This window comes from Streptomyces sp. NPDC005803, from assembly GCF_040630435.1.
Classification (GTDB): domain Bacteria; phylum Actinomycetota; class Actinomycetes; order Streptomycetales; family Streptomycetaceae; genus Streptomyces.
Map to the genome: position 1 here is coordinate 1 of NZ_JBEXXO010000050.1, position 21221 is coordinate 21221.

General features: G+C 71.0%; 17 protein-coding genes. 6 read left to right on the plus strand and 11 right to left on the minus strand.

Annotation, left to right across the window (positions count from 1 at the left end):
• The coding region (locus ABZ454_RS37710) for a homocysteine S-methyltransferase family protein (protein ID WP_359543978.1) at nucleotides 1-977 on the minus strand (977 nt) is incomplete at its 3' end.
• A 239-nt stretch (nucleotides 978-1216) separates the two neighbouring features.
• Here ABZ454_RS37710 and ABZ454_RS37715 point away from each other — a divergent pair.
• The 5 genes from ABZ454_RS37715 to ABZ454_RS37735 all read left to right on the plus strand — a co-directional run bounded on the left by ABZ454_RS37715 (nucleotide 1217) and on the right by ABZ454_RS37735 (nucleotide 7094).
• Entirely contained in the window at nucleotides 1217-1981 is a 765-nt protein-coding gene (locus ABZ454_RS37715) for an IclR family transcriptional regulator (protein ID WP_356324324.1), read from the plus strand.
• 230 nt (nucleotides 1982-2211) lie between these two features.
• Nucleotides 2212-3003, plus strand: a complete 792-nt coding sequence (locus ABZ454_RS37720; protein ID WP_356324327.1) for an MIP/aquaporin family protein — start codon at nucleotides 2212-2214, stop codon at nucleotides 3001-3003.
• Between the two features lie 56 nt (nucleotides 3004-3059).
• On the plus strand, nucleotides 3060-4601 hold the full coding sequence (glpK, locus tag ABZ454_RS37725; RefSeq protein WP_356324329.1) for a glycerol kinase GlpK: 1542 nt from the start codon (nucleotides 3060-3062) through the stop codon (nucleotides 4599-4601).
• A gap of 5 nt (nucleotides 4602-4606) precedes the next feature.
• Nucleotides 4607-6220, plus strand: a complete 1614-nt coding sequence (locus ABZ454_RS37730; RefSeq protein ID WP_356324331.1) for a glycerol-3-phosphate dehydrogenase/oxidase — start codon at nucleotides 4607-4609, stop codon at nucleotides 6218-6220.
• Between the two features lie 202 nt (nucleotides 6221-6422).
• Nucleotides 6423-7094, plus strand: a complete 672-nt coding sequence (locus tag ABZ454_RS37735; RefSeq protein ID WP_356324333.1) for a FadR/GntR family transcriptional regulator — start codon at nucleotides 6423-6425, stop codon at nucleotides 7092-7094.
• Nucleotides 7095-7154: 60 nt separating this feature from the next.
• Here ABZ454_RS37735 and ABZ454_RS37740 read toward each other — a convergent pair whose 3' ends face one another.
• From ABZ454_RS37740 to ABZ454_RS37760, 5 genes are all read right to left on the minus strand, one after another.
• Nucleotides 7155-8207: an ABC transporter permease gene (locus tag ABZ454_RS37740; protein WP_359543979.1), complete on the minus strand. Its 1053-nt coding sequence runs from the start codon at nucleotides 8205-8207 to the stop codon at nucleotides 7155-7157.
• Complete coding sequence (locus tag ABZ454_RS37745) at nucleotides 8204-9724, minus strand: sugar ABC transporter ATP-binding protein (protein WP_359543980.1); 1521 nt, start codon at nucleotides 9722-9724, stop codon at nucleotides 8204-8206. Before ABZ454_RS37745 ends, ABZ454_RS37740 begins: the two co-directional genes overlap by 4 nt.
• A 2-nt stretch (nucleotides 9725-9726) precedes the next feature.
• Nucleotides 9727-10767, minus strand: a complete 1041-nt coding sequence (locus ABZ454_RS37750) for a sugar ABC transporter substrate-binding protein (protein ID WP_356324340.1) — start codon at nucleotides 10765-10767, stop codon at nucleotides 9727-9729.
• Between the two features lie 131 nt (nucleotides 10768-10898).
• Nucleotides 10899-11678, minus strand: coding sequence for an SDR family oxidoreductase (locus ABZ454_RS37755; protein WP_356324342.1), 780 nt, complete (start codon nucleotides 11676-11678; stop codon nucleotides 10899-10901).
• Nucleotides 11675-13012 (minus strand): L-fuconate dehydratase, encoded by a 1338-nt coding sequence (locus ABZ454_RS37760; protein WP_356324344.1) that lies wholly within the window; start codon nucleotides 13010-13012, stop codon nucleotides 11675-11677. The genes ABZ454_RS37755 and ABZ454_RS37760 overlap by 4 nt, the downstream gene beginning before the upstream one ends.
• A 257-nt stretch (nucleotides 13013-13269) precedes the next feature.
• On the opposite strand from ABZ454_RS37760, the gene ABZ454_RS37765 reads away from it, so the two are divergent.
• Nucleotides 13270-14349, plus strand: a complete 1080-nt coding sequence (locus ABZ454_RS37765) for a PAC2 family protein (protein ID WP_356324347.1) — start codon at nucleotides 13270-13272, stop codon at nucleotides 14347-14349.
• 63 nt (nucleotides 14350-14412) lie between these two features.
• Here the strand turns inward: ABZ454_RS37765 and ABZ454_RS37770 are convergent, their stop codons facing one another.
• From ABZ454_RS37770 to ABZ454_RS37790, 5 genes are all read right to left on the minus strand, one after another.
• On the minus strand, nucleotides 14413-17463 hold the full coding sequence (locus ABZ454_RS37770) for an NPCBM/NEW2 domain-containing protein (protein ID WP_356324349.1): 3051 nt from the start codon (nucleotides 17461-17463) through the stop codon (nucleotides 14413-14415).
• Between the two features lie 109 nt (nucleotides 17464-17572).
• A complete protein-coding gene (gene mshC / locus ABZ454_RS37775; protein WP_356324351.1) occupies nucleotides 17573-18802 on the minus strand; it encodes a cysteine--1-D-myo-inosityl 2-amino-2-deoxy-alpha-D-glucopyranoside ligase in 1230 nt (409 codons plus the stop codon).
• A gap of 161 nt (nucleotides 18803-18963) precedes the next feature.
• Nucleotides 18964-19803, minus strand: coding sequence for an SCO1664 family protein (locus ABZ454_RS37780; RefSeq protein WP_359543981.1), 840 nt, complete (start codon nucleotides 19801-19803; stop codon nucleotides 18964-18966).
• The gene (locus ABZ454_RS37785; protein ID WP_356324356.1) at nucleotides 19767-20357 is read right to left on the minus strand and encodes a DUF3090 domain-containing protein; all 591 of its coding nucleotides are present in this window, start codon (nucleotides 20355-20357) and stop codon (nucleotides 19767-19769) included. The genes ABZ454_RS37780 and ABZ454_RS37785 overlap by 37 nt, the downstream gene beginning before the upstream one ends.
• Nucleotides 20358-20496: 139 nt before the next feature.
• On the minus strand, nucleotides 20497-21219 hold the full coding sequence (locus tag ABZ454_RS37790; protein ID WP_359543982.1) for a histidine phosphatase family protein: 723 nt from the start codon (nucleotides 21217-21219) through the stop codon (nucleotides 20497-20499).
• Nucleotides 21220-21221 lie beyond the last annotated feature (2 nt).

Consider the following 21221-nt stretch of genomic DNA (forward strand, 5'->3'; position numbering starts at 1 on the left):
CGGGCGGCGGGGACGGCGCCCCGCACCCGCTCCACCACCTGACGCAGGTGCTCCGGAGTCGTACCGCAGCAGCCACCCACCAGGGACAACCCGTACTCCTGGACGAAGGTCTCCTGCGCGTCGGCCAGCCCCTCGGGGCCGAGCGGGAAGTGCGCGCCGTCCTTGGTCAGCACCGGCAGACCCGCGTTCGGCATGCACAGCAGCGGGATGCGGGAGTGGCGGGTGAGGTAGCGCAGGTGCTCGCTCATCTCCGCCGGCCCGGTCGAGCAGTTCAGGCCGATCATGTCGACGCCGAGCGGCTCCAGCGCGGTCAGCGCCGCACCGATCTCCGATCCCAGCAGCATCGTCCCGGTCGTCTCGAACGCCAGGGAGCACAGCAGCGGCAGGTCGCTGCCCAGGGCGTCCAGCGCGCGCCGCGCGCCCAGCACCGCGGCCTTCGTCTGCAGCAGGTCCTGTGTCGTCTCCACGATCAGCGCGTCCGCGCCGCCCGCGATCAGACCCTCGGCGTTCTGCTGGAAGCCGTCACGCAGCGTGAGGTAGGGGACGTGGCCGAGCGTCGGCAGCTTCGTCCCCGGACCCATCGAACCGAGCACCCAGCGCTGCTGCCCGGTGGACGCGGTGAACTCGTCCGCGACCTCGCGGGCGATGCGCGCACCGGCCTCGGACAGCTCGTGGACCCGCTCGGGAATGTCGTACTCGCCCAGAGCCGCCGTGTTGGCGCCGAAGGTGTTCGTCTCCACGCAGTCCACACCGACCGCGAAGTACTCCTCGTGCACCGAACGCACGATGTCGGGGCGCGTGAGGTTCAGGATCTCGTTGCAGCCTTCGAGGTCCTCGAAGTCCTCCAGCGTGGGGTCCTGCGCCTGGAGCATGGTGCCCATGGCGCCGTCGGCCACCACGACTCGGGTGGCGAGTGCCTCACGGAGGGCTGCGGCTCGGTTCCGGCTGTCGGCGGAAGGGGTCGGCGACGAGGCCATGGATGTACTCCCTGGGATGCGACGGCTGTCGGCTTTGCGGCTTCGGCGGAAGGCGCACCCGGCCAGGGTAGCCGGGCGGCGTCGCATGCCGTCACTCTGTCCCACGAATCGGACTGCGTGCCGCGCAGGCGGTCGTGCGGGCTGTCGCGGTGGCGCAGAATTCCCTTGCGATCAAGCACGGGTCGGCATCGACCGATAGTGTTCAGCATTGTCGAACCGAGGTGGAGGAGTACGGCGCGATGGCCAAGAACATCCAGTCGCTGGAGCGGGCGGCCGCGATGCTGCGTCTGCTGGCGGGCGGCGAGCGGCGGCTGGGGCTGTCGGACATCTCCTCCGCCCTGGGCCTGGCCAAGGGCACCGCGCACGGCATCCTGCGCACGCTCCAGCACGAGGGCTTCGTCGAGCAGGACGCGGCGTCGGGCCGCTATCAGCTGGGGGCCGAGCTGCTGCGCCTGGGCAACAGCTATCTGGACGTCCACGAGCTCCGGGCCCGCGCACTGGTCTGGACGGACGACCTCGCCCGGTCCAGCGGCGAGAGCGCCCACCTCGGCGTCCTGCACCAGCAGGGCGTCCTGATCGTGCACCACGTCTTCCGGCCCGACGACAGCCGCCAGGTCCTGGAGGTCGGGGCCATGCAGCCGCTGCACTCCACGGCCCTCGGCAAGGTCCTGTCGGCCTACGACCCGGTGGCCCACACGGAGGCCATGGAGGCCGAGCGGCAGTCCTTCACGCCCCGCACGGTCACCGACGAGCAGGAGTTCGAGTCGATGCTCGACCTGATCCGCGCGCGCGGCTGGGCGGCCGACGTGGAGGAGACCTGGGAGGGCGTGGCCGCGGTGGCCGCCCCCATCCACGACCGGCGCCGGATGCCGGTGGGAGCCGTGGCCGTGACCGGAGCGGTCGAGCGGGTGTGCGCGGACGGCGAGCTGCGGCCCGAGCTGGTGGCGGCGGTACGCGACTGCGCCCGCGCGGTCTCGCGGGATCTGGGCGCCAGGCGCTTCTGAGCGCCTCGCGGGTCCATCGGTAACGATCGAGTTATAGAACACACAACCCTTGACGCCTCATTCACCGGGGGGAAACACTGCCGTTCACCGGTCGACATTGTCGAACAGCTAACGGAAATTCGCGTTAGGGTGTGGCAGTGCCAAGGCCGGCAACGCCCTCACATGAGGGCGCGGACCACCGGAGGGACCCGGGGTTCGGCTTCCCTGGACGAAGGACAAAGGAGTCGCGGGTGTCCAGCTCCGACATCTTCATCGGCGAGACCATCGGTACCGCCGTACTCATCCTGCTCGGCGGCGGCGTCTGCGCCGCCGTCACGCTCAAGCGCTCGAAGGCGCAGAACGCCGGCTGGCTCGCCATCACCTTCGGGTGGGGCTTCGCGGTGCTGACCGCGGCGTACATGGTGGGCGGCGTGTCCGGCGCCCACCTCAACCCGGCCGTCACGCTCGGTCTGGCGATCGAGGGCGGCACCAAGTGGAGCGACGTTCCGCTCTACCTCGTCTCCCAGCTGTTCGGCGCGATGATCGGCGCGGTGCTGGTCTGGCTGGCCTACTACGGACAGTTCCGGGCCCACCTCACGGATCCGGAGATCCTGAGCGCCCATACGGGTGAGGAGGGCATGGTCGACAAGTCCGCGGCCCCCAAGGCCGGACCGGTGCTCGGCATCTTCTCCACGGGTCCCGAGATCCGCAACGCCGTGCAGAACGTGGTCACCGAGGTCATCGCGACGGTCGTGCTGGTCCTGGCGATCCTCACCCAGGGCCTCAACGACAACGGGAACGGCATCGGGACGCTCGGCGCGCTGATCACCTCGCTGGTGGTCGTCTCCATCGGTCTCTCGATCGGTGGTCCGACGGGATACGCGATCAACCCGGTTCGCGACCTCGGTCCGCGTATCGTGCACGCGCTGCTTCCGCTGCCGAACAAGGGCGGATCCGACTGGGGTTACGCCTGGGTCCCGGTCGTCGGACCGCTCATCGGCGGCGCGCTCGCGGGCGGGATCTACAACCTCGCCTTCGCGTGAGCCACAAGGATCAGAGCCGTCACCCCCAAGACCACACAGACTTCCGGGAGCACACCGTGACCGACGCACACACCACCGGCACCCACGGCACCGGGCCGTTCATCGCGGCCATCGACCAGGGCACCACCTCCAGCCGCTGCATCGTCTTCGACAAGGACGGCCGGATCGTCTCCGTCGACCAGAAGGAGCACGAGCAGATCTTCCCGAAGCCGGGCTGGGTCGAGCACGACGCGACCGAGATCTGGGAGAACGTCCAGGAGGTCGTGGCGAGCGCCATCGTCAAGGCCGGCATCACCGCCGCCGACGTGAAGGCGATCGGCATCACCAACCAGCGCGAGACCACGCTGCTGTGGGACAAGCACACCGGTGAGCCCGTCCACAACGCCCTCGTCTGGCAGGACACCCGCACCGACGCGCTCTGCAAGGAGCTCGGCCGCAACGTGGGCCAGGACCGCTTCCGCCGCGAGACCGGGCTGCCGCTCGCCTCGTACTTCGCGGGCCCCAAGGTCCGCTGGCTGCTCGACAACGTCGACGGACTGCGTGAGCGCGCCGAGCGCGGCGACATCCTCTTCGGCACCATGGACTCCTGGGTCATCTGGAACCTGACCGGCGGAACCGACGGCGGCGTCCACGTCACCGACGTCACCAACGCCTCGCGCACGCTCCTGATGAACCTGCACTCCATGACGTGGGACGACAAGATCCTCACCTCCATGGGCATCCCGGCGGCCGTGCTGCCCGAGATCCGGTCCTCGGCCGAGGTCTACGGCAACGCCAAGGGCGGTGTGCTCGACGGCGTGCCGGTCGCCTCCGCGCTGGGTGACCAGCAGGCCGCGCTGTTCGGCCAGACGTGTTTCGCCGAAGGCGAGGCCAAGTCGACGTACGGCACCGGCACCTTCATGCTGCTGAACACCGGCGAGACGCCCGTCAACTCCTACAACGGCCTGCTGACCACGGTCGGCTACCAGATCGGCGACCAGAAGCCGGTCTACGCCCTGGAGGGGTCGATCGCCGTCACCGGTTCGCTGGTGCAGTGGATGCGCGACCAGATGGGCCTGATCCAGTCCGCGGCCGAGATCGAGACGCTGGCCTCGTCGGTCGAGGACAACGGCGGCGCCTACTTCGTCCCGGCCTTCTCCGGCCTGTTCGCCCCGTACTGGCGCCCCGACGCCCGCGGAGTCATCGCCGGTCTCACCCGCTACGTCACCAAGGCGCACATCGCCCGTGCCGTGCTGGAGGCCACCGCCTGGCAGACCCGCGAGATCAGCGACGCCATGACCAAGGACTCCGGCGTCGAGCTGACCGCGCTCAAGGTCGACGGCGGGATGACCTCCAACAACCTGCTGATGCAGACGCTCGCCGACTTCCTGGACGCACCGGTGGTGCGCCCGATGGTCGCCGAGACCACCTGTCTCGGCGCCGCCTACGCCGCCGGCCTGGCCGTCGGCTTCTGGCCCGACACCGACGCGCTGCGCGCCAACTGGCGCAGGGCCGCCGAGTGGACCCCCCGCATGGACGCGGACACCCGCGACCGCGAGTACAAGAGCTGGCTCAAGGCCGTGGAACGGACCATGGGCTGGCTCGACGACGAGGAGTAGACAACATGACCACCCTGCAGAGCGTCCCCGCCCTCGGGACGCACCCGGCCTCCGGCTCCCTTCCGAGCCGCGCCGAGACTCGGGAGCAGCTCTCCAAGGCGACGTACGACCTCCTGGTGATCGGTGGCGGCATCCTGGGCATCTCCACCGCCTGGCACGCCGCGCAGTCCGGGCTGCGGGTGGCCCTGGTGGACGCCGGCGACTTCGCCGGCGCCACCTCCTCCGCCTCCTCCAAGCTGCTCCACGGCGGTCTGCGCTACCTGCAGACCGGTGCGGTGAAGCTGGTCGCGGAGAACCACTTCGAGCGCCGTGCGGTATCGCGTCAGGTGGCCCCGCACCTGGCCAACCCGCTCACCTTCTACCTCCCCGTGTACAAGGGCGGGCCGCACGGCGCGGCCAAGCTGGGTGCTGGCGTGTTCGCCTACTCGGCGCTGTCCGCGTTCGGTGACGGCGTCGGCCATGTGATCAGCCCGGCGAAGGCGCGGCGCGACGTGCCGGAGTTGCGTACGGACAACCTGAAGGCCGTCGCGGTGTACGGCGACGACCAGATGAACGACGCGCGGATGGCGCTGATGACGGTCCGCGCGGCCGTCGACGCGGGGGCGACCGTCCTCAACCACGCCGCGGTGACCGGGCTGCGGTTCACCAAGGGCCGGGTGACGGGCGCCGACCTGCAGGACCGTACGGACGGCACCGAGTTCGGCGTCACCGCCCGGCTGGTGCTGAACGCCACCGGTCCGTGGGTCGACCACCTGCGGAAGATGGAGGACCCGAACGCGGCGCCTTCGATACGTCTGTCCAAGGGGGCGCACCTGGTGCTCAAGCGCACCCGCCCCTGGAAGGCCGCGCTGGCCACGCCGATCGACAAGTACCGCATCACGTTCGCCCTGCCGTGGGAGGACATGCTGCTGCTCGGCACGACGGACGAGGAGTACGAGGGCGATCCGGCGGACGTCGCGGTGACCGAGAAGGACACCGCGCAGATCCTGGACGAGGCCGCGTTCTCCGTCCGGGACCAGCAGCTCTCGCGCGATCTGATCACGTACTCCTTCGCCGGGCTGCGGGTGCTGCCGGGCGGGCCCGGTGACACCTCCAAGGCCAAGCGCGAGACGGTCGTGACCGAGGGCCGCGGCGGGATGCTGTCGGTCGCGGGCGGCAAGTGGACGACGTTCCGCCACATCGGCCGCACGGTGATGAACAAGCTGGCCGCGCTCCCGGGGCACCCCCTGGCCGAGGACATGGAGCCGATGGCCCGGCTGCCGAGGAAGCTGCCGCTGCCGGGTATCGCCAACCCGAACGCGGTCGCGCACCGGCTGCTGATCGACGGCGGCACGCCGGGGCCGCGGATGGCGGCCGACACGGCACGGCACCTGGCCACGCACTACGGTTCGCTGTCCTTCGACATCGCCCGGCTGGCCAACGACAACCCTGAGCTCGCGCGGCGCATCCACCCCGACGCGCCGGAGATCTGGGCGCAGGTCGCCTATGCGCGGGACCACGAGTGGGCCGAGACCGCGGACGACGTGCTGCGGCGCCGGACGACGCTGACGATCCGGGGTCTGGCGACGGACGAGATCCGGGCCGGCGTCGAGTCGGTGCTGGACGGCCGGAAGAGCTGAGTCACCGCGCAAGGGGGCGGCGTCCGTGGGCGCCGCCCCCTCCTTTGCGTACGCCGATTCCCGCGCGGGTGTTTTTCGGACTCTTCCGTACGGACCGGGGCGAATGGGCACGGGCTTCGGCGCACAGGCAGGCCCGAAGGGCGCACCGGCCCTCGCCGGGCGCGCATAATGGGTCGATACATCGGATGTCTGGAGGTCGCCCATGGCTGTCACTGACGAGGCCATCGAGAAGATCAAGGGAATGATCGTCTCGGGTGCGCTACGGCCCGGCGATCGTCTCCCCAAGGAGAGCGAACTCGCTGCGGAGCTGGGGCTGTCCCGCAACTCGCTGCGGGAGGCGGTGCGCGCGCTGTCACTGATCCGCATTCTCGACGTGCGCCAGGGCGACGGCACGTATGTCACCAGTCTCGATCCGCAGTTGCTGCTGGAGGCGCTGAGCTTCGTGGTGGACTTCCACCGCGACGACACGGTGCTGGAGTTCCTGGCGGTCCGCCGGATCCTGGAGCCCGCCGCGACCGCGATGGCGGCGAGCCGGATCAGCGAGGAGCAGCTGGACGCGCTGAGCGCCCAGCTGGACGCGCTGGGTGAGCGCCCCTCGGTCGAGGAGCTGGTGGCCTGTGACCTGGAGTTCCACCGCGGCATCGTGCAGTCGTCCGGCAACTCGGTGCTGTGCTCGCTGCTCGACGGTCTGTCGGGGCCGACGACCCGGGCGCGGGTCTGGCGCGGTCTGACCCAGGAGGACGCGGTCAGCCGCACGCTCCACGAGCACCGGGCGATCGTCTCGGCGCTGCGGGACCGCGACGCGGAAGCCGCCCGGGCCTGGGCGACGGTGCACGTGGCGAGCGTGGAGCAGTGGCTGCGCTCGACGCTGTAGGGCGGGTACGCGAAGGGGCGGGCCGGGAACACCCGGACCCGCCCCTTTCCGCACCCGGCCTCAGTCCTGCTTCTCGCCGCTCGCGAAGCGGGAGATGACCAGGGCGACGATGATGATCGCGCCGTTGAGGAACTGGTTCCACAGCGCCGGGACGCCGCCGAGCGTCATCACGTTGACCACCAGCTGGAGCGTCAGCACGCCGGTCAGCGCGCCGAACAGCGTGCCGCGCCCGCCCTTGAGGCTGATGCCGCCGATCACGGCCGCGGCGAACACCTGGAAGATCCAGCCGTCGCCCTGGGTCGCGGCGACCGCCCCGTAGTGGCCGGTGTAGAGGATGCCGGCGAACGCGGCCAGCAGACCGCCGACGGCGAGCACGACCCACGTGACCCGGTCGACCCGGATGCCCGCGGCGCGTGCCGCTTCCGGGTTGCCGCCGATGGCGTACAGCGAGCGTCCGTGGCGCAGCCAGGCCAGGGTCGCGCCGCCGATCGCGAAGAGGAGCAGACAGAGCCAGACCGCGGCGGGAGCGCCGAACCACGAGGTCTTGCCGAGGTAGCGGAAGGACTCCGGGACGTCGGTGATGGACTTGCCCTCGGTGATGCCGATGTGGAGGCCGCGCAGCATCGTCAGCATGCCGAGCGTGGCGATGAAGCCGTTGACCCGCAGTTTCAGCATCAGGAAGCCGTTGACGGCTCCGATGGCGAGCCCGACCAGCAGACAGAGCGGGATCGCCGACCAGGTGGGGAGCAGTCCGAGACCGGCGAAGCGGCCGCCCTCGGCGGGCAGCACCAGCCACATGGCGACGACGGGCGCGATGCCGATCGTCGACTCCAGCGAGAGGTCCATCCGGCCGCAGATGAGGATCAGCGCCTGGCCCAGGACCAGCAGGCTCAGTTCGGAGGACTGCTGGACCACGCTGATCAGGTTGTCGGAGGTGAGGAAGACCGGCGAGACGATGAAGCCGATCAGCATCAGCACCAGGATCACCGGCACCAGGGAGAAGTCGCTCCACCGGATCAGCCCCAGCCGGCTCAGCGCGCCGTCCTCGCCCGCGCCGCCCTTCAGCGCCCCGTCGATGCCGTCGGCCGTGGACGGCCGTATCGTGCCGGTCATTCCCTCTCCCCCACACCTTCCATGGCGGCGACGAGTTCCCCGTCGGACCACCCGCTTGCGAATGTTGCGACGACCCGCCCGTGGAACAGGGCGAGGACCCGGTCGCAGGCCCGCAGATCGTCCAGCTCGTCCGAGACGACGACTGCGGCGTTGCCCTCGTCGGCGACCCGCCGGACGACCCCGAGCAGCGCGTCCTTGGACTTGACGTCCACGCCCGCGGTGGGCCGGACCGCCACCAGCACGCTCGGTCCGCGGGCCAGCGCGCGGGCGACCACCACCTTCTGCTGGTTGCCGCCGGAGAGCCCGGAGACGGGCTGCTCGGGCCCCTGGGTCTTGATGTCGAGCGATGCGATCATGCCCCGGGCGAACTCCCGCGTACGGGAGGGCAGTACGGTCCCCCACGGGCCGAGCTGGTCGGTGACCGTGAGGGTGGCGTTCTCGGCGACGCTGCGCTCCAGGACGAGGCCCTGGTCGTGACGGTCCTCGGGGATGTAGCCGATCCCGGCGGCCAGGGCGTGCGGCACGCTGCCCGAGCGGACGGCCCGCCCGCGCACCCGGACCGTACCGCCGCCCGCCTTGCGCATGCCCGCGAGCACCTCGCCCAGCGCGGTGTTGCCGCTGGCCGCGGAGCCGGCGAGGCCGAGCACCTCGCCGGGGCGCACCTGGAGGTCCAGCGGTTCGAACCGGCCCTCCAGGGTGAGCCCCTCGGTCCGCAGGACGGGCTCCGCCGACGCGTCGGGCGGCGTGGCGGCGCCGGCCGCGTGCCAGGCGACGGCGCCGTCGGACTTCTCGCCCGTCATGGCCGCCACCAGCTCCGTCTTCGTGACGTCGGCGACCGGGGCGGTCAGGACGTGGCGGGCGTCGCGGTAGACGGTGACCGCCGTGCACAGCTCGTACACCTCCTGCAGGTGGTGGGAGATGAAGAGGAACGCCACTCCCTGCTCCTGCAGTTCCCGGAGCTTGTCGAAGAGCCGGCCGATGCCGCGGGCGTCGAGCTGCGCGGTCGGTTCGTCGAGGATGATCAGGCGCGCGCCGAAGGACAGCGCCCGGGCGATCTCGACGAACTGCCGCTGCTCCACCGCGAGATCGCGCGCCCGCGTGTTCGGGTCGACCTGGACGCCGTAGTCGGCGAGGAGCTGCTCCGCGCGCTTGCGCAGCCTCCCCCAGCTGATCCAGCGGGCGTGGTCGTCGAAGCGGTTGAGGAAGAGGTTCTCCGCGACGGTCAGGTCGGGGACGACCATGGACTTCTGGTAGACGCAGGCGACCTTCGACTGCCAGGCCGTGGTGTCCCCGAAGGCCGGCGCGGGCTCGCCGCCGAAGGTGACCGTGCCCGCGTCCGCCTTGTGGAGTCCGGTCAGTACGCTGACCAGCGTCGACTTGCCCGCGCCGTTGCGCCCGACGAGTGCGTGCGACTCACCCGGCAGCACCGTGAGCTGCACCCCGTCGAGCGCCACGGTCGGCCCGAAGCGTTTGACGACGCCTTCCGCCTGTACGGCAGGTGGTGGTACCTGGTCCATGGCTAGCTCTTCTTCTCCAGCTGGTTGGCCCACAGCTTCGGGTCGTCGACGTTGTCCTTCGTCACCAGGGGCGCGGGGAGCTGGTCCTCGAAGCCGTTCGGGATCTTGATGATGTTCGAGTCGTGGTCGGTGGGACCCTCCTTGAAGGTCTTTCCTTCCAGAGCCGCCTTGGCGTAGTACAGCGCGTACTTCGCGTACAGGTCGGCGGGCTGGGAGATCGTCGCGTCGATCTTCCCGGCCTTGATCGCGTCGAACTCCTCCGGGATGCCGTCGTTGGAGATGATCGTGATGTGACCCGGGGTCCCGGCCGGCTTGAGCAGCTTCTTCTGCTCCAGGAGCGCGAGCGTGGGCTGCAGGAAGACGCCGCCGGCCTGCATGTAGATGCCGTTGATGTCGGGGTGCGCGGCCAGGGTGGACTGGAGCTTCGCGGAGGCGACGTCGCCCTTCCAGTCGGTGGCCAGCTCGAACACCTCGATGTCCGGGAAGTCCTTCTCCATGCAGGTCTTGAAGGCCTCCGACCGGTCGCGGCCGTTGATCGAGGCCAGGTCCCCCTGGAACTCGACGACCTTGCCCTTGCCCTTCAGCTGCTCGCCGAGGTACTTGCAGGCGTTCGTCCCGTACGCCTTGTTGTCCGCCCGCACCACCATGTAGATGTCGCCCTTGTCGGGGCGGGTGTCGACGCTGATGACGGGGATCTTCTTCTCGTTCAGTGTGTTGAGCGACTCGGCTATCGCACCGGTGTCCTGCGGGGCCATCACCACGGCCTTGGCGCCCTGGTCGGTGAAGGTCTGGACGTTGGCGACCAGTTTGCCGATGTCGTTCTGCGAGTTGGTCAGCGGCAGCGCCTCGACCTCACCGTCCTTCACCCCCTTCTCGACGTAGTTCTGGTACGAGTTCCAGAAGTCGCTGTCGCTGCGCGGCAGGTCGATGCCGACCTTGCCGCCACCCGCGCCGCTGTCCGATGATTCGCGGTTGCAGCCCGCGAGGGCAGTGACGGCCAGCAGTACGGCGCAGGCCGCCGCACTCGTCGTACGCACTCTCATTGGTGTCCCGTTCCTTTGTGGAGTACCGGCTCGAAGGATCTGATGGCGTTGCGGGGGTGCGTGGTGCGGGTGGTGCGGATGCTGTGAGAGGTGCGGTCCGGTCCGTCCCGGCCCGGACCGCGTGGGCCGGGTCAGCTGTCCGCGGGGCGCAGGCGCAGGCCCTGCATTCCTCCGTCGACGGCCAGGGCCGTGCCCGTCACGGAGGCCGCGGCGGGGCTCGCGAGGTAGAGGATCGCGGCGGCCACCTCGTCGGCGGAGACGAGCCGGCCCAGCGGCTGCCGGGCGTTGAGGGCGGCTCGTTCGGCGGCCGGGTCGTCGGCCTGGCCGAGCAGCCGGCCGATCCACGGGGTGTCCGCGGTGCCCGGGTTGACGCAGTTGACGCGGACGCCCTCGCGGACGTGGTCGGCGGCCATGGCCAGCGTCAACGACAGGACGGCGCCCTTGCTCGCGCTGTACAGGGCACGCTGGGGCAACCCCGCGGTCGCGGCGATCGAGCAGGTCTGGGTGATCGAGACGGCGCCGGGACGCTCGGCGGCGGCCCTGCGCAGGTGCGGCAGCGCGTGCCGGGCGGTGCGGACCATGCCGAGGACGTTGATGTCCAGGACCCGGGCCCACTCGTCGTCGTCGTTGTCCTCGACGGTGCCGATGGAGCCGATGCCCGCGTTCGACACGAGCGTGTGCAGGGAGCCCAGTTCGGCGGCGGCGCGCTCGACGGCCGCCCGGACGGCGTCGTCGTCGGTGACGTCGGCCTTGACGGCGAGGGCGCCCTCGGGGGCGCCCTCGGTCTCCCGGTCGAGGACCGCGACACGGGCCCCGCGCTCCAGCAGCATGGTCGCGACGGCGGCCCCGATGCCGGAGGCACCGCCCGTCACCAGGGCGTTCATCCCCTCGAAGTCGCGTGTGCCGGTCATCGGCTCTCCTCCTCATCGGTACGGCGGGCCTGCCATACGGGGCCCTCCGGGTAGCGGTGTGCGGCGATCGAGGCGGGGTGCATCCGGGCCGAGAAGCCCGGTGCCGCCGGGGCGGTGTAGCGCCCGGACGCGATCACGGCGGGGTCGACGAAGTGCTCGTGGAGGTGGTCGACGTACTCGATCACCCGGTCGTCCCAGGTGCCGGAGACCGCCACGTAGTCGAACATCGAGAGGTGCTGGACCAGCTCGCACAGTCCGACACCGCCCGCGTGCGGGCAGACGGGCACGCCGAACTTGGCGGCGAGCAGCAGGATCGCCAGGTTCTCGTTGACACCGGCGACGCGTGCCGCGTCGATCTGGACGAAGTCCACCGCTCCGGCCTGGAGCAGCTGTTTGAAGACGACGCGGTTGGCGACGTGTTCGCCGGTGGCGACCTTGACCGGCTGGCCGGCGCGCACGGCGGCGTGGCCGAGGACGTCGTCGGGGCTGGTGGGCTCCTCGATCCAGTGCGGGTCGTACGGCGCGAGCGCGGTCATCCATTCCACCGCGTCGGCGACGTCCCAGCGCTGGTTGGCGTCGACGGCGATCCGTACGTCGGTGCCGACGGCCTCCCGGGCCAGCGCGAGCCTGCGCACGTCGTCGCCGACGTCGCCGCCGACCTTCAGCTTGATCTGGGTGAAGCCGTCGGCGACGGCCTCCTTCGCCAGCCGGACCAGCTTGTCGTCGGAGTAGCCGAGCCAGCCGGGCGAGGTGGTGTAGGCCGGGTACCCCTCCACGCGCAGCCGCTCGGCCCGCTCGGTCCGGCCCGGCTCGGCGGCGCGCAGGATCGCGAGCGCCTCCTCGGGGGTGAGGGCGTCGGTGAGGTACCGGAAGTCGACGAGGGAGACGAGCTCCTGCGGGGTCATCTCGGCCAGGAACTGCCAGACGGGTCTGCCCGCGTACTTCGCCGCCAGGTCCCAGGCGGCGTTGACGACCGCGCCGGCCGCCATGTGCATCACGCCCTTCTCGGGGCCCAGCCAGCGCAGTTGCGAATCGTGGGTGAGGTCCCGGTACAGCGCGCCGAGGTCGGCGGCGGTACGGGGCGCCGGGCGCCCGATCAGGTAGGGCCGCAGCGCCTCGATGGCGGCCGCCATCACCTCGTTGCCGCGCCCGATGGTGAAACAGAAGCCATGTCCCTCGACAGCGTCGCCGTCACCGTCCGCGGCGTCGGTACGCAGCACGACGTAGGCGGCCGAGTAGTCGGGGTCGGGGTTCATGGCGTCCGAGCCGTCCAGTTGTTCCGAGGTCGGAAACCGGATGTCGTGCACCTCGAAATCCGTGACGGTCTGACTCATGTGCGCCCCCAGGGGAAATAACATCGGACCTCTGCTGTGGTCATCCGATGTATAGCGCCCGACCAGGCCCTACGTCCAGAGTTGAGCGCAAAAAGACCCGGCACAGCTCGGATGTATCGCGTGCCCGAGGTCCCGCCTCGCCCCTCGGCGCCCTGTGATCGCCCTGGATCACCCCACCCTGCGCAAGGGCTGCGGCGACCGTGGCCAAAAGCCGTAAGGTTGTTCCGTACGCAAGGGAACTTCGGAAGGAGGCCTGGGTGATCGAGCTCGAGGGCGTTCCCGAGCTGATCGACCCGGTCATGGTGGCCGCGTTCGAGGGGTGGAACGACGCAGGTGACGCCGCCTCGACGGCGGTCGCGCACCTGGACCGGGAGTGGAAGGGCGAGGTGTTCGCGGCGCTGGACGCCGAGGACTACTACGACTTCCAGGTCAACCGCCCGACGGTCTGGCTGGACGGCGGGGTGCGCAAGATCACCTGGCCGACCACCCGGCTCTCCGTAGTCCGTATCGGCGGCGACAAACCCCGCGATCTCGTCCTGGTCCGGGGCATCGAGCCGTCGATGCGCTGGCGCTCGTTCTGCAACGAGATCCTGGGATTCGCCCATGAACTGGGCGTCGAGATGGTGGTCGTGCTCGGTGCGCTGCTCGGCGACACCCCGCACACCCGGCCGGTGCCGGTCAGCGGTGTCACGTCCGACCCGGACCTGGCGCGGACCATGGACCTGGAAGAGACCAAGTACGAGGGGCCGACCGGCATCGTCGGCATCCTCCAGGAGGCGTGCACGCACGCGGGGGTGCCCGCGGTGAGCCTGTGGGCGGCGGTGCCGCACTACGTCTCGCAGCCGCCCAACCCGAAGGCCACCCTGGCGCTGCTGAACCGCCTGGAGGACCTCATCGGACTGCGCATCCCGCTGGGTGAACTGCCGGAGGACGCACGTGCCTGGCAGGTCGGGGTCGACCAACTGGCCGCCGAGGACAGCGAGGTGGCGGAGTACGTGCAGACGCTGGAGGAGGCGCGGGACACCGCGGAGCTGCCCGAGGCCAGCGGTGAGGCCATCGCCCGGGAGTTCGAGCGCTATCTGCGGCGCCGGGACCCCGGCCCCGGCCAGGTGCCGGGCGGGCACGCCACGGAGGGCGGGGAGAGCACGTATCTGAGGGACCCGTCGAGTGGCCGGACCAGACCGCCCAAGCCTGCCAGGCCGGAGACCGGCCCGGGGCCGGCGGGCGGGGCCGGCAGCGGCCCGGAGAAGGGTTCCGGGCCGGCTGACGGCGCCGGGGACGGCGGTTCCCCGCCCGATGCGCCGGAGGGCTCCTCGGACGGTTCCCCGGAAAACTGATCCGGGCAGCCGGGAGCCGGGCGGGTGCGTACCCGCCCGGCTCCCTCGCCTCACCGGTGACATTCAGGAACAGGCGAAGCGCGCCGCGCCCCAGTCCCCGTGGTCACCGGTCTTGGACCCGTTGGTGTCCGTGACCTTCAGGCGCACGTGCCGCGCGCCGTCGAGCGGTACGTCGACCGGCACCGTCACCGACGCCCCGGTCACCTTCGGCGAGGTCCACAGCACCTTGCCGTCCGCCTCGACGGAGAACGCCACCTCGCCGTAACCGTTGATCTCGTCGTCGATCCCGGCCTCGGCGGTGAACTTCGAGCAGTGTCCGCCGAGATAGACCTCGATGTCGGAGTCGGCGTGGGTGCCGATCCCCTTCTCGTACACCTTCCCCGCCAGGGTCAGCGGGTGTCCGTCGGCGGCGCCCGATTCGCCGTTGCTGCGGTCGCGCTCCGCCGGTCCGTACCCGTTGGCCGAGGTGAGCCACTCCAGGTCGCTCGCCCATGCCTCGCCGGTGGGCGGCGCCGGCATCACCGCTGTGGCCAGACGCTGGATCGCCGTGCGGGACTCGCCCGCCGACCGGTAGCGGGTGAGCGCGGTGATCCGGGCCTCCCCCGCCTTGGCGTCCTTCGCCGGGGTGACCCGCACCTCGACCCGCCGGGTGGTGCCCGCCGGGATCCGGTCCACGGCCGCGGCCGGCGTGGACTGCCAGCCCTCGGGGACGTCGAGCGAGACCACGGCGTCCGTCACGTCGGCCGTGCCCGCGGTGACGTCGACGGCGACGGTGCCCGTGGCGCCGGCGCCGATCTCCTGTCCCCGCGGGGCGGCGAGGGTGGCGGTGGCGGTCGCGTGGCGCCCGCCGACCGCGCTGGTGTCCTCCAGCTTCACGGAGAACTTCTTGCCCGTGGACAGCGGTGCGGTCTTGATCTTGACCACGCCGCCGCGGTCGTCGCGGTCGTACCACCAGCCCTGCTTCGCCGCGGCGTACGCGGCGGCCGAGCCGAGCCGGGGCAGCGTGCCGCCGAGCTTCACGGCACTCGGCGCGGAGCCGGTGTGCACGCTGAACTCGTAGGGGCGGGCGGTCTGCTTCCCGGTGAACTCGCCCTTGCTCTCCCCGATGTTCACGGTGACGTCGCCCGAGCCGCCGGCCGGCGCCCGGACGTCGGCCGTCTGGGTGGCGTACGCGCCGTCGCGGTGCTGCCGGGTCACGCCGTCGTCCTCGTACAGCGTGAAGGAGGAACGGCCCTGCGGGTAGATGTCCCAGGCGAGCGGGGAGGCGGCGGTGCGGTCCTTGTACGAGCGGATGCCCGGCCACATCGGCACACTGGCACCGGCCTTGACGAACAGCGGCAGGGTGTCGAGCGGGGCGCTGTAGTCGTCGACCGTCACCGGGCCCTCGTACGTCCGGCCGCTCCAGTAGTCGGTCCAGGTGCCCTTCGGCAGGTAGATGCCGTCGCGCTCGGTGCTGTCCTGGTAGACCGGGGCGACGAGGAAGTCCTCACCGGACATGAACTCGTACTTCGCCGCGTCCGTCGCCGCCTTCGGGTCGTCCGGGTACTCCAGGGCCAGCGGACGGACCATGCCGACACCGGTCTTCGTCGCCTCGTGGGCGTAGGAGTACTGGTAGGGCAGCAGCGACTCCTTCAGTTTGAGGTAGTCGCGGTTGACCGAGGTGTACGGCTCTCCGTAGCGGAAGGGCTGCTTGTCGCTGGCCGCCCAGCCGTCCATCGTCATCGTGGTGCCCAGGAACATCTTCCACTGGAGGTCACGGGTGTACGTCTTCGCGCTGCCGCCGAAGATGCCGTCGACGTCGCCCGTGGTGTAGGCGAGGCCGGACATCGTGGCGCCCGCGTAGGTCGGGATCTGCCAGCGGATGTAGTCCCAGGTGCCGTACTGGTCGCCTGACCACTGGACGCCGCAGCGCTGGGCGCCGGACCAGCTCTCGGGGGCGTAGGTGAAGCCGCGGGCGTCACTGTTGTCCTCGATGCCCTGGTATGCGTCCTTGCAGCCGTCCAGCGCGAACTTGTAGCCCTCGCCGACCCAGGCCACGTCGAGCTTGGCGACGCGCTGGCCTGCCTTGACCTGGTCGGCGATCTTGTCGATGCCGTCCTCGGTCCACAGGCCGAGCTGCATGTCACGGTCCTTCAGGCCCTCGGCGGTCGCCGCGAGGTCCTCGTATCCGCAGCCGTATCCGTCGTTGACGAGCATCCAGCCGTTGGGCATGTCGTTCTCGACGTAGCCGTCGGCGACCTTCAGCGCGTCCAGGGTGCGGCGCTCACCCCGGTTGGCGTTGTGCAGGTAGCAGTCGGAGTCGCCCATCTCCAGTCCGTACACCGGCGGCATGAACGGTTTGCCGGTGAGCTTCGTGTACTGGCCGATGACGTCCTTGGCGCTGTCGCCCGCGAAGTAGTAGGCATCGAAGCGCCGCTCCTGCTCGGTGGTGGTCACCGGGTCGGTGAAGGCGTAGGTGCCCGGCGCGAAGGTGTTACGGAAGACGCCGTAGCCGGCCGTCGAGAGGTAGAACGGCACCGAGTTGGGGTGCCCGCCGTCGTCCCAGTCGTAGTCGACTCCGACCTCGACGGTCTTGTCCCGGTGCGAGGTGTTGCCGCGGCCGTTCTGCATGCCGGCGCCGTAGAACTGCTCGTCGGCGCCGCGGGCCAGGGTCTGGGTGGTCTTCTCGCCGTCCCAGCTCAGCCCCTTCGCCTCGGACCAGACCTGACTGCCGTCGGCCCGGTACAGGGCGAACCGCAGAGGCGACTTGTAGACACGCAGGGTGACATCGCCCGTGGAGAGGTCGTAGCGGTCGCCCCGCTCCTTCCACCGGGTGCGGGGTGAGGCGCCCTGCGGCAGCACGATGGCGTCGCCCGCGGGGTCCTCGAAGGTGCCGTCCGGGGCCAGTTCGATACGGAAGGTCTCGTCGGACACGAAGCTGACGCGGGCCTTCGCGGCCCCGGCGCTCAGCCGGTACACGGGCCCGTCGGCCGTGAAGCCGGTGAGATCGCCCACCGTCGTGCCGACGGCTCCGGGCGGGTCCGCCGCCTGCGCGCTGCCCGGCCCCGCGACTGCGGTGAGCAGCCCCAGCACCGCCGCAACTACTGCCCCTCTGATGCGCGTTGATGATTGCATAGAGCGCTTTTAGCGCAGCATCGAGCATTTGACCATGGACAAAACGGAACCGGCCCCGAACTTCATCAAGAAGTTCGGGGCCGGTGAACGGACGTGATCCTGCGGGCAGTTACAGAGCGACACCGAGCAGCGCGTCGACGGTGCGCGAGACGAGTCCCGGCGCCCCCTCGTCCGTCCCGCCCTCGGCGGTCTGCCGCTCGGCCCAGCGGTCCACGGCGGCCAGGGCGGCCGGGGCGTCCAGGTCGTCGGCGAGGGCCTCGCGGACCTCCTCGACGAGGGCGTCGGCGGACAGCCCGTCGGGCCGCGAGACGGCGGCGCGCCAGCGCGCGAGCCGTGCCACGGCGTCGGCCAGCACCTGGTCGGTCCACTCCCAGTCGGAGCGGTAGTGGTGCGAGAGGAGGGCGAGGCGGATCGCCGCCGGGTCCACACCGTCGCGGCGCAGCGCCGAGACGAAGACCAGGTTGCCCCGGGACTTGGACATCTTCTCGCCGTCCAGGGCGACCATGCCGGCGTGCACGTACGCCTGGGCGAACGGGTGCTCGCCGGTCAGCACCTGGGCGTGCGAGGCGCCCATCTCGTGGTGCGGGAAGGCGAGGTCGGAGCCGCCTCCCTGGACGTCGAAGCCCATGCCGAGGTGGTCCAGGGCGATGGCGACGCACTCGATGTGCCAGCCGGGCCGGCCGGCGCCGAGCGAGGCGCCGTCCCAGCTCGGCTCGCCCTCGCGGGCTGCCATCCAGAGCATCGGGTCGAGCGGGTTCTTCTTCCCCGGGCGGTCCGGGTCGCCGCCGCGTTCGGCGGAGAGCAGCCGCATGGCTTCGGTGTCCAGGTTGGAGACCTGGCCGAAGTGCGGGTCGGTGTCGACGGAGAAGTACACATCGCCGTCGAGTTCGTAGGCGGCGCCCGCGTCCCGCAGCCGTTCGACGAGCGGCACGATGCCGGGTATCGCCTCGACGGCTCCGATGTAGTGCTGCGGCGGGAGCATGCGCAGGGCGGTCATGTCCTCACGGAACAGGGCCGTCTCGCGCTCGGCGAGCTCGGTCCAGTCCTGCCCGTCGCGCACGGCCCGCTCCAGCAGCGGGTCGTCCACGTCGGTCACGTTCTGGACGTAGTGAACCTGCCGCTTGGTGTCGAGCCACACGCGCTGGACGAGGTCGAACGCGTTGTAGGTCGCCGCATGACCCATGTGGGTCGCGTCGTACGGCGTGATGCCGCAGACGTAGATGCGGGCGACGGGACCGGGGTCAAGGGTGATCCGTCCGCCGGTCGCGGTGTCGTGGATCCGAAGGTCGCGGCCCTTGCCAGGCAGGGCGGGGACCTCAGAGGCGGGCCAGGCATGCATGCCACGAGCGTAACCGGACGCGGCTTCCGGATACGAACCGGAGGGGGCATCCTGACCGAAGAGACGCTCTTGCGCTCCGGCCCGGAAGGTGCGTCCCCCGACGGCTCCCGGGCCCCGCGAGCACCTGACCCCTTCGCGCCGGCCCGGTCACACGGGCTTGTTCACACCGGCGGCCACGGAATGGCCGGCCACTCGCCGCTCGGCTCCCGGTGCACCCCGGTGCCCCGCAGCGCCGCCACCCGGGCCCGCAGGGCGTCGATCTCGGCGGCGGTGATCAGTTCCGCCAGCCGGGTGACCAGCGCGGCTCCCGGCTCCATCTCGGCGGCCAGGCGGTCCAGCACCTCGACGGCCTCCGCGGGCAGCGGCTCCCCCGCCCAGCCCCACAGCAGCGTGCGCAGTTTGTCGTCCGCGTGGAAGGTCACGCCGTGATCGATTCCGTACAGCCGGCCGTCGGGAGCGGGCAGCAGATGGCCGCCCTTGCGGTCGCCGTTGTTGATGACGGCGTCGAGGACCGCGAGGCGGCGCAGGCGGGGGTCGTCCGCGTGCACCAGCAGAGCCGTCTTCCCCTCCCCCACCTCGGCCACGGCCACGGGCTTCCAGCCCTCGCCCGGCTCCTCGTCCTCCACGAGCGCGAGCAGCCCGGGAGCGTCCTCGTCCTGCGGCGCCGCCTCGATCCAGAGCTGGCACATGCCCTGGCCGTACGGCCCGTCCCGCAGCACGGTCGGGGGCACCAGGCCCCACCCCGTCACCTCGGAGACCTCGTAGGCGGCCACCTCGCGCTGGGCGAGGGTGCCGTCGGGGAAGTCCCACAGGGGCTGCTCACCCGCCACCGGTTTGTAGACGCAGTGCGCCTCCTCGCCCTCGTGGGCGACCGAGCAGTAGAGCACCGCGTTGGACGCCCCGCGGACCTGTCCGAGGACCGTGAGCCGCCCCTCGCCGAGCAGGGTGATCAGCCCGTCGTCGGTCAGGCGCCGCGACGGTATCCGTTCTGGCGCGGGCATACGTGTCCTTCCGGATCGAGCGGCAGGCTGCAGAGGGGGCACGGGGGGCGGCCGGCGTTCACGACGTCCAGGGCGCGTTTGGCGAAGGCCCTGGCCTGCGCGCCGCTGAGCCGGACCCGGAGCATCGGCGGGCCGTTCTCCTCGTCCTGGAGCAGCCGCTCCTCCGCCTCCGCGAGGTCCTCCACGGACTCCGCGTCCAGTTCGACGAGGGCCTGCGCCTCGACGATCATGCGCTGTTCGTCGCCGTCCCAGGCGAGGGCCATGGTGCCGACCCGGAACTCCTCCTCGACGGGGACGTCGAGGGGAGCGGTGTCGGTGACGTCCATCGGGGCCACGGCAGGCACCGGCGAGTTCCCGCCGGTGCGCCGCACCACTTCGTCGAGCAGTTCGTCGACGCGCTCGGCGAGCGCGGCTACTTGGGTCTTCTCCAGGGCCACGCTGGTGACACGTCCGCCTGAGGAAGCCTGCAGGAAGAACGTACGACGTCCAGGCAGCCCGACCGTACCGGCCACGAAACGGTCCGGGGGGTCGTAGAGGAACACCTGACGGGACACGTCCTGTCTCCCTAGAAAATTGACGGCATATGAGGGTCGGCCGGGCTCCGGGGAGTTCTCCCGGTCAGGGTCTGATCCCTCACGACTGACGGACAGGCCCTGAGCGCCCACGGCGCGTCCACCCTACTGCGCGAAGCGATCACGGTGCCCCAGCGCCGCCACCGACCGCCGCGTCCCCCTCGCCACCGGCCGGCGCGCCCGTCCCGGCGCTCGTGTCCGGCCCCGGATCGCGGGGCGCCAGGGAGGACAGGTCACCCGTGTCGCCGAGCCGCAGCAGGAACGGGCGCAGCCTGGTGTAGCGGATCGCGGTGACGGAGCAGGGGTCGGCCTGGACGCGCTGGAAGAGGTCCAGGTGCAGGCCGAGCGCGTCGGCGACCACGGACTTGATGATGTCGCCGTGGGAGCACATCACGTAGACGGCGTTCTCGCCGTGCTCCGCCTCGATCCTCGCGTTCCAGTCCCGTACGGCGTCGACCGCGCGCGCCTGCATCGCCCGCATCGACTCGCCGCCGGGGAACGCTGCGGCGGACGGATGCTGCTGCACGACCGTCATCAGCGGCTCGTCGGTGAGCTCCGCGAGCTTGCGCCCCGACCAGTCGCCGTAGTCGCACTCGCTGATCCGCTCCTCGGTGTGCAGCGCCAGCTCCGGCCGGGCGTCGAGCAGCGGAGCGAGCGTCTCGCGGCAGCGTTGCAGGGGGCTGCTGACGGCCGCGACGAGGGGCAGGGCGGCCAGCCGGCCGGGGAGTGCGGCGGCCTGCTCGGCGCCGCGCTCGTCGAGCGCGACCCCGGGGGTGCGGCCGGCGAGCACCCCGGACGTGTTGGCGGTGGAGCGTCCGTGGCGTACGAGGATCAGGGTCGGCATAC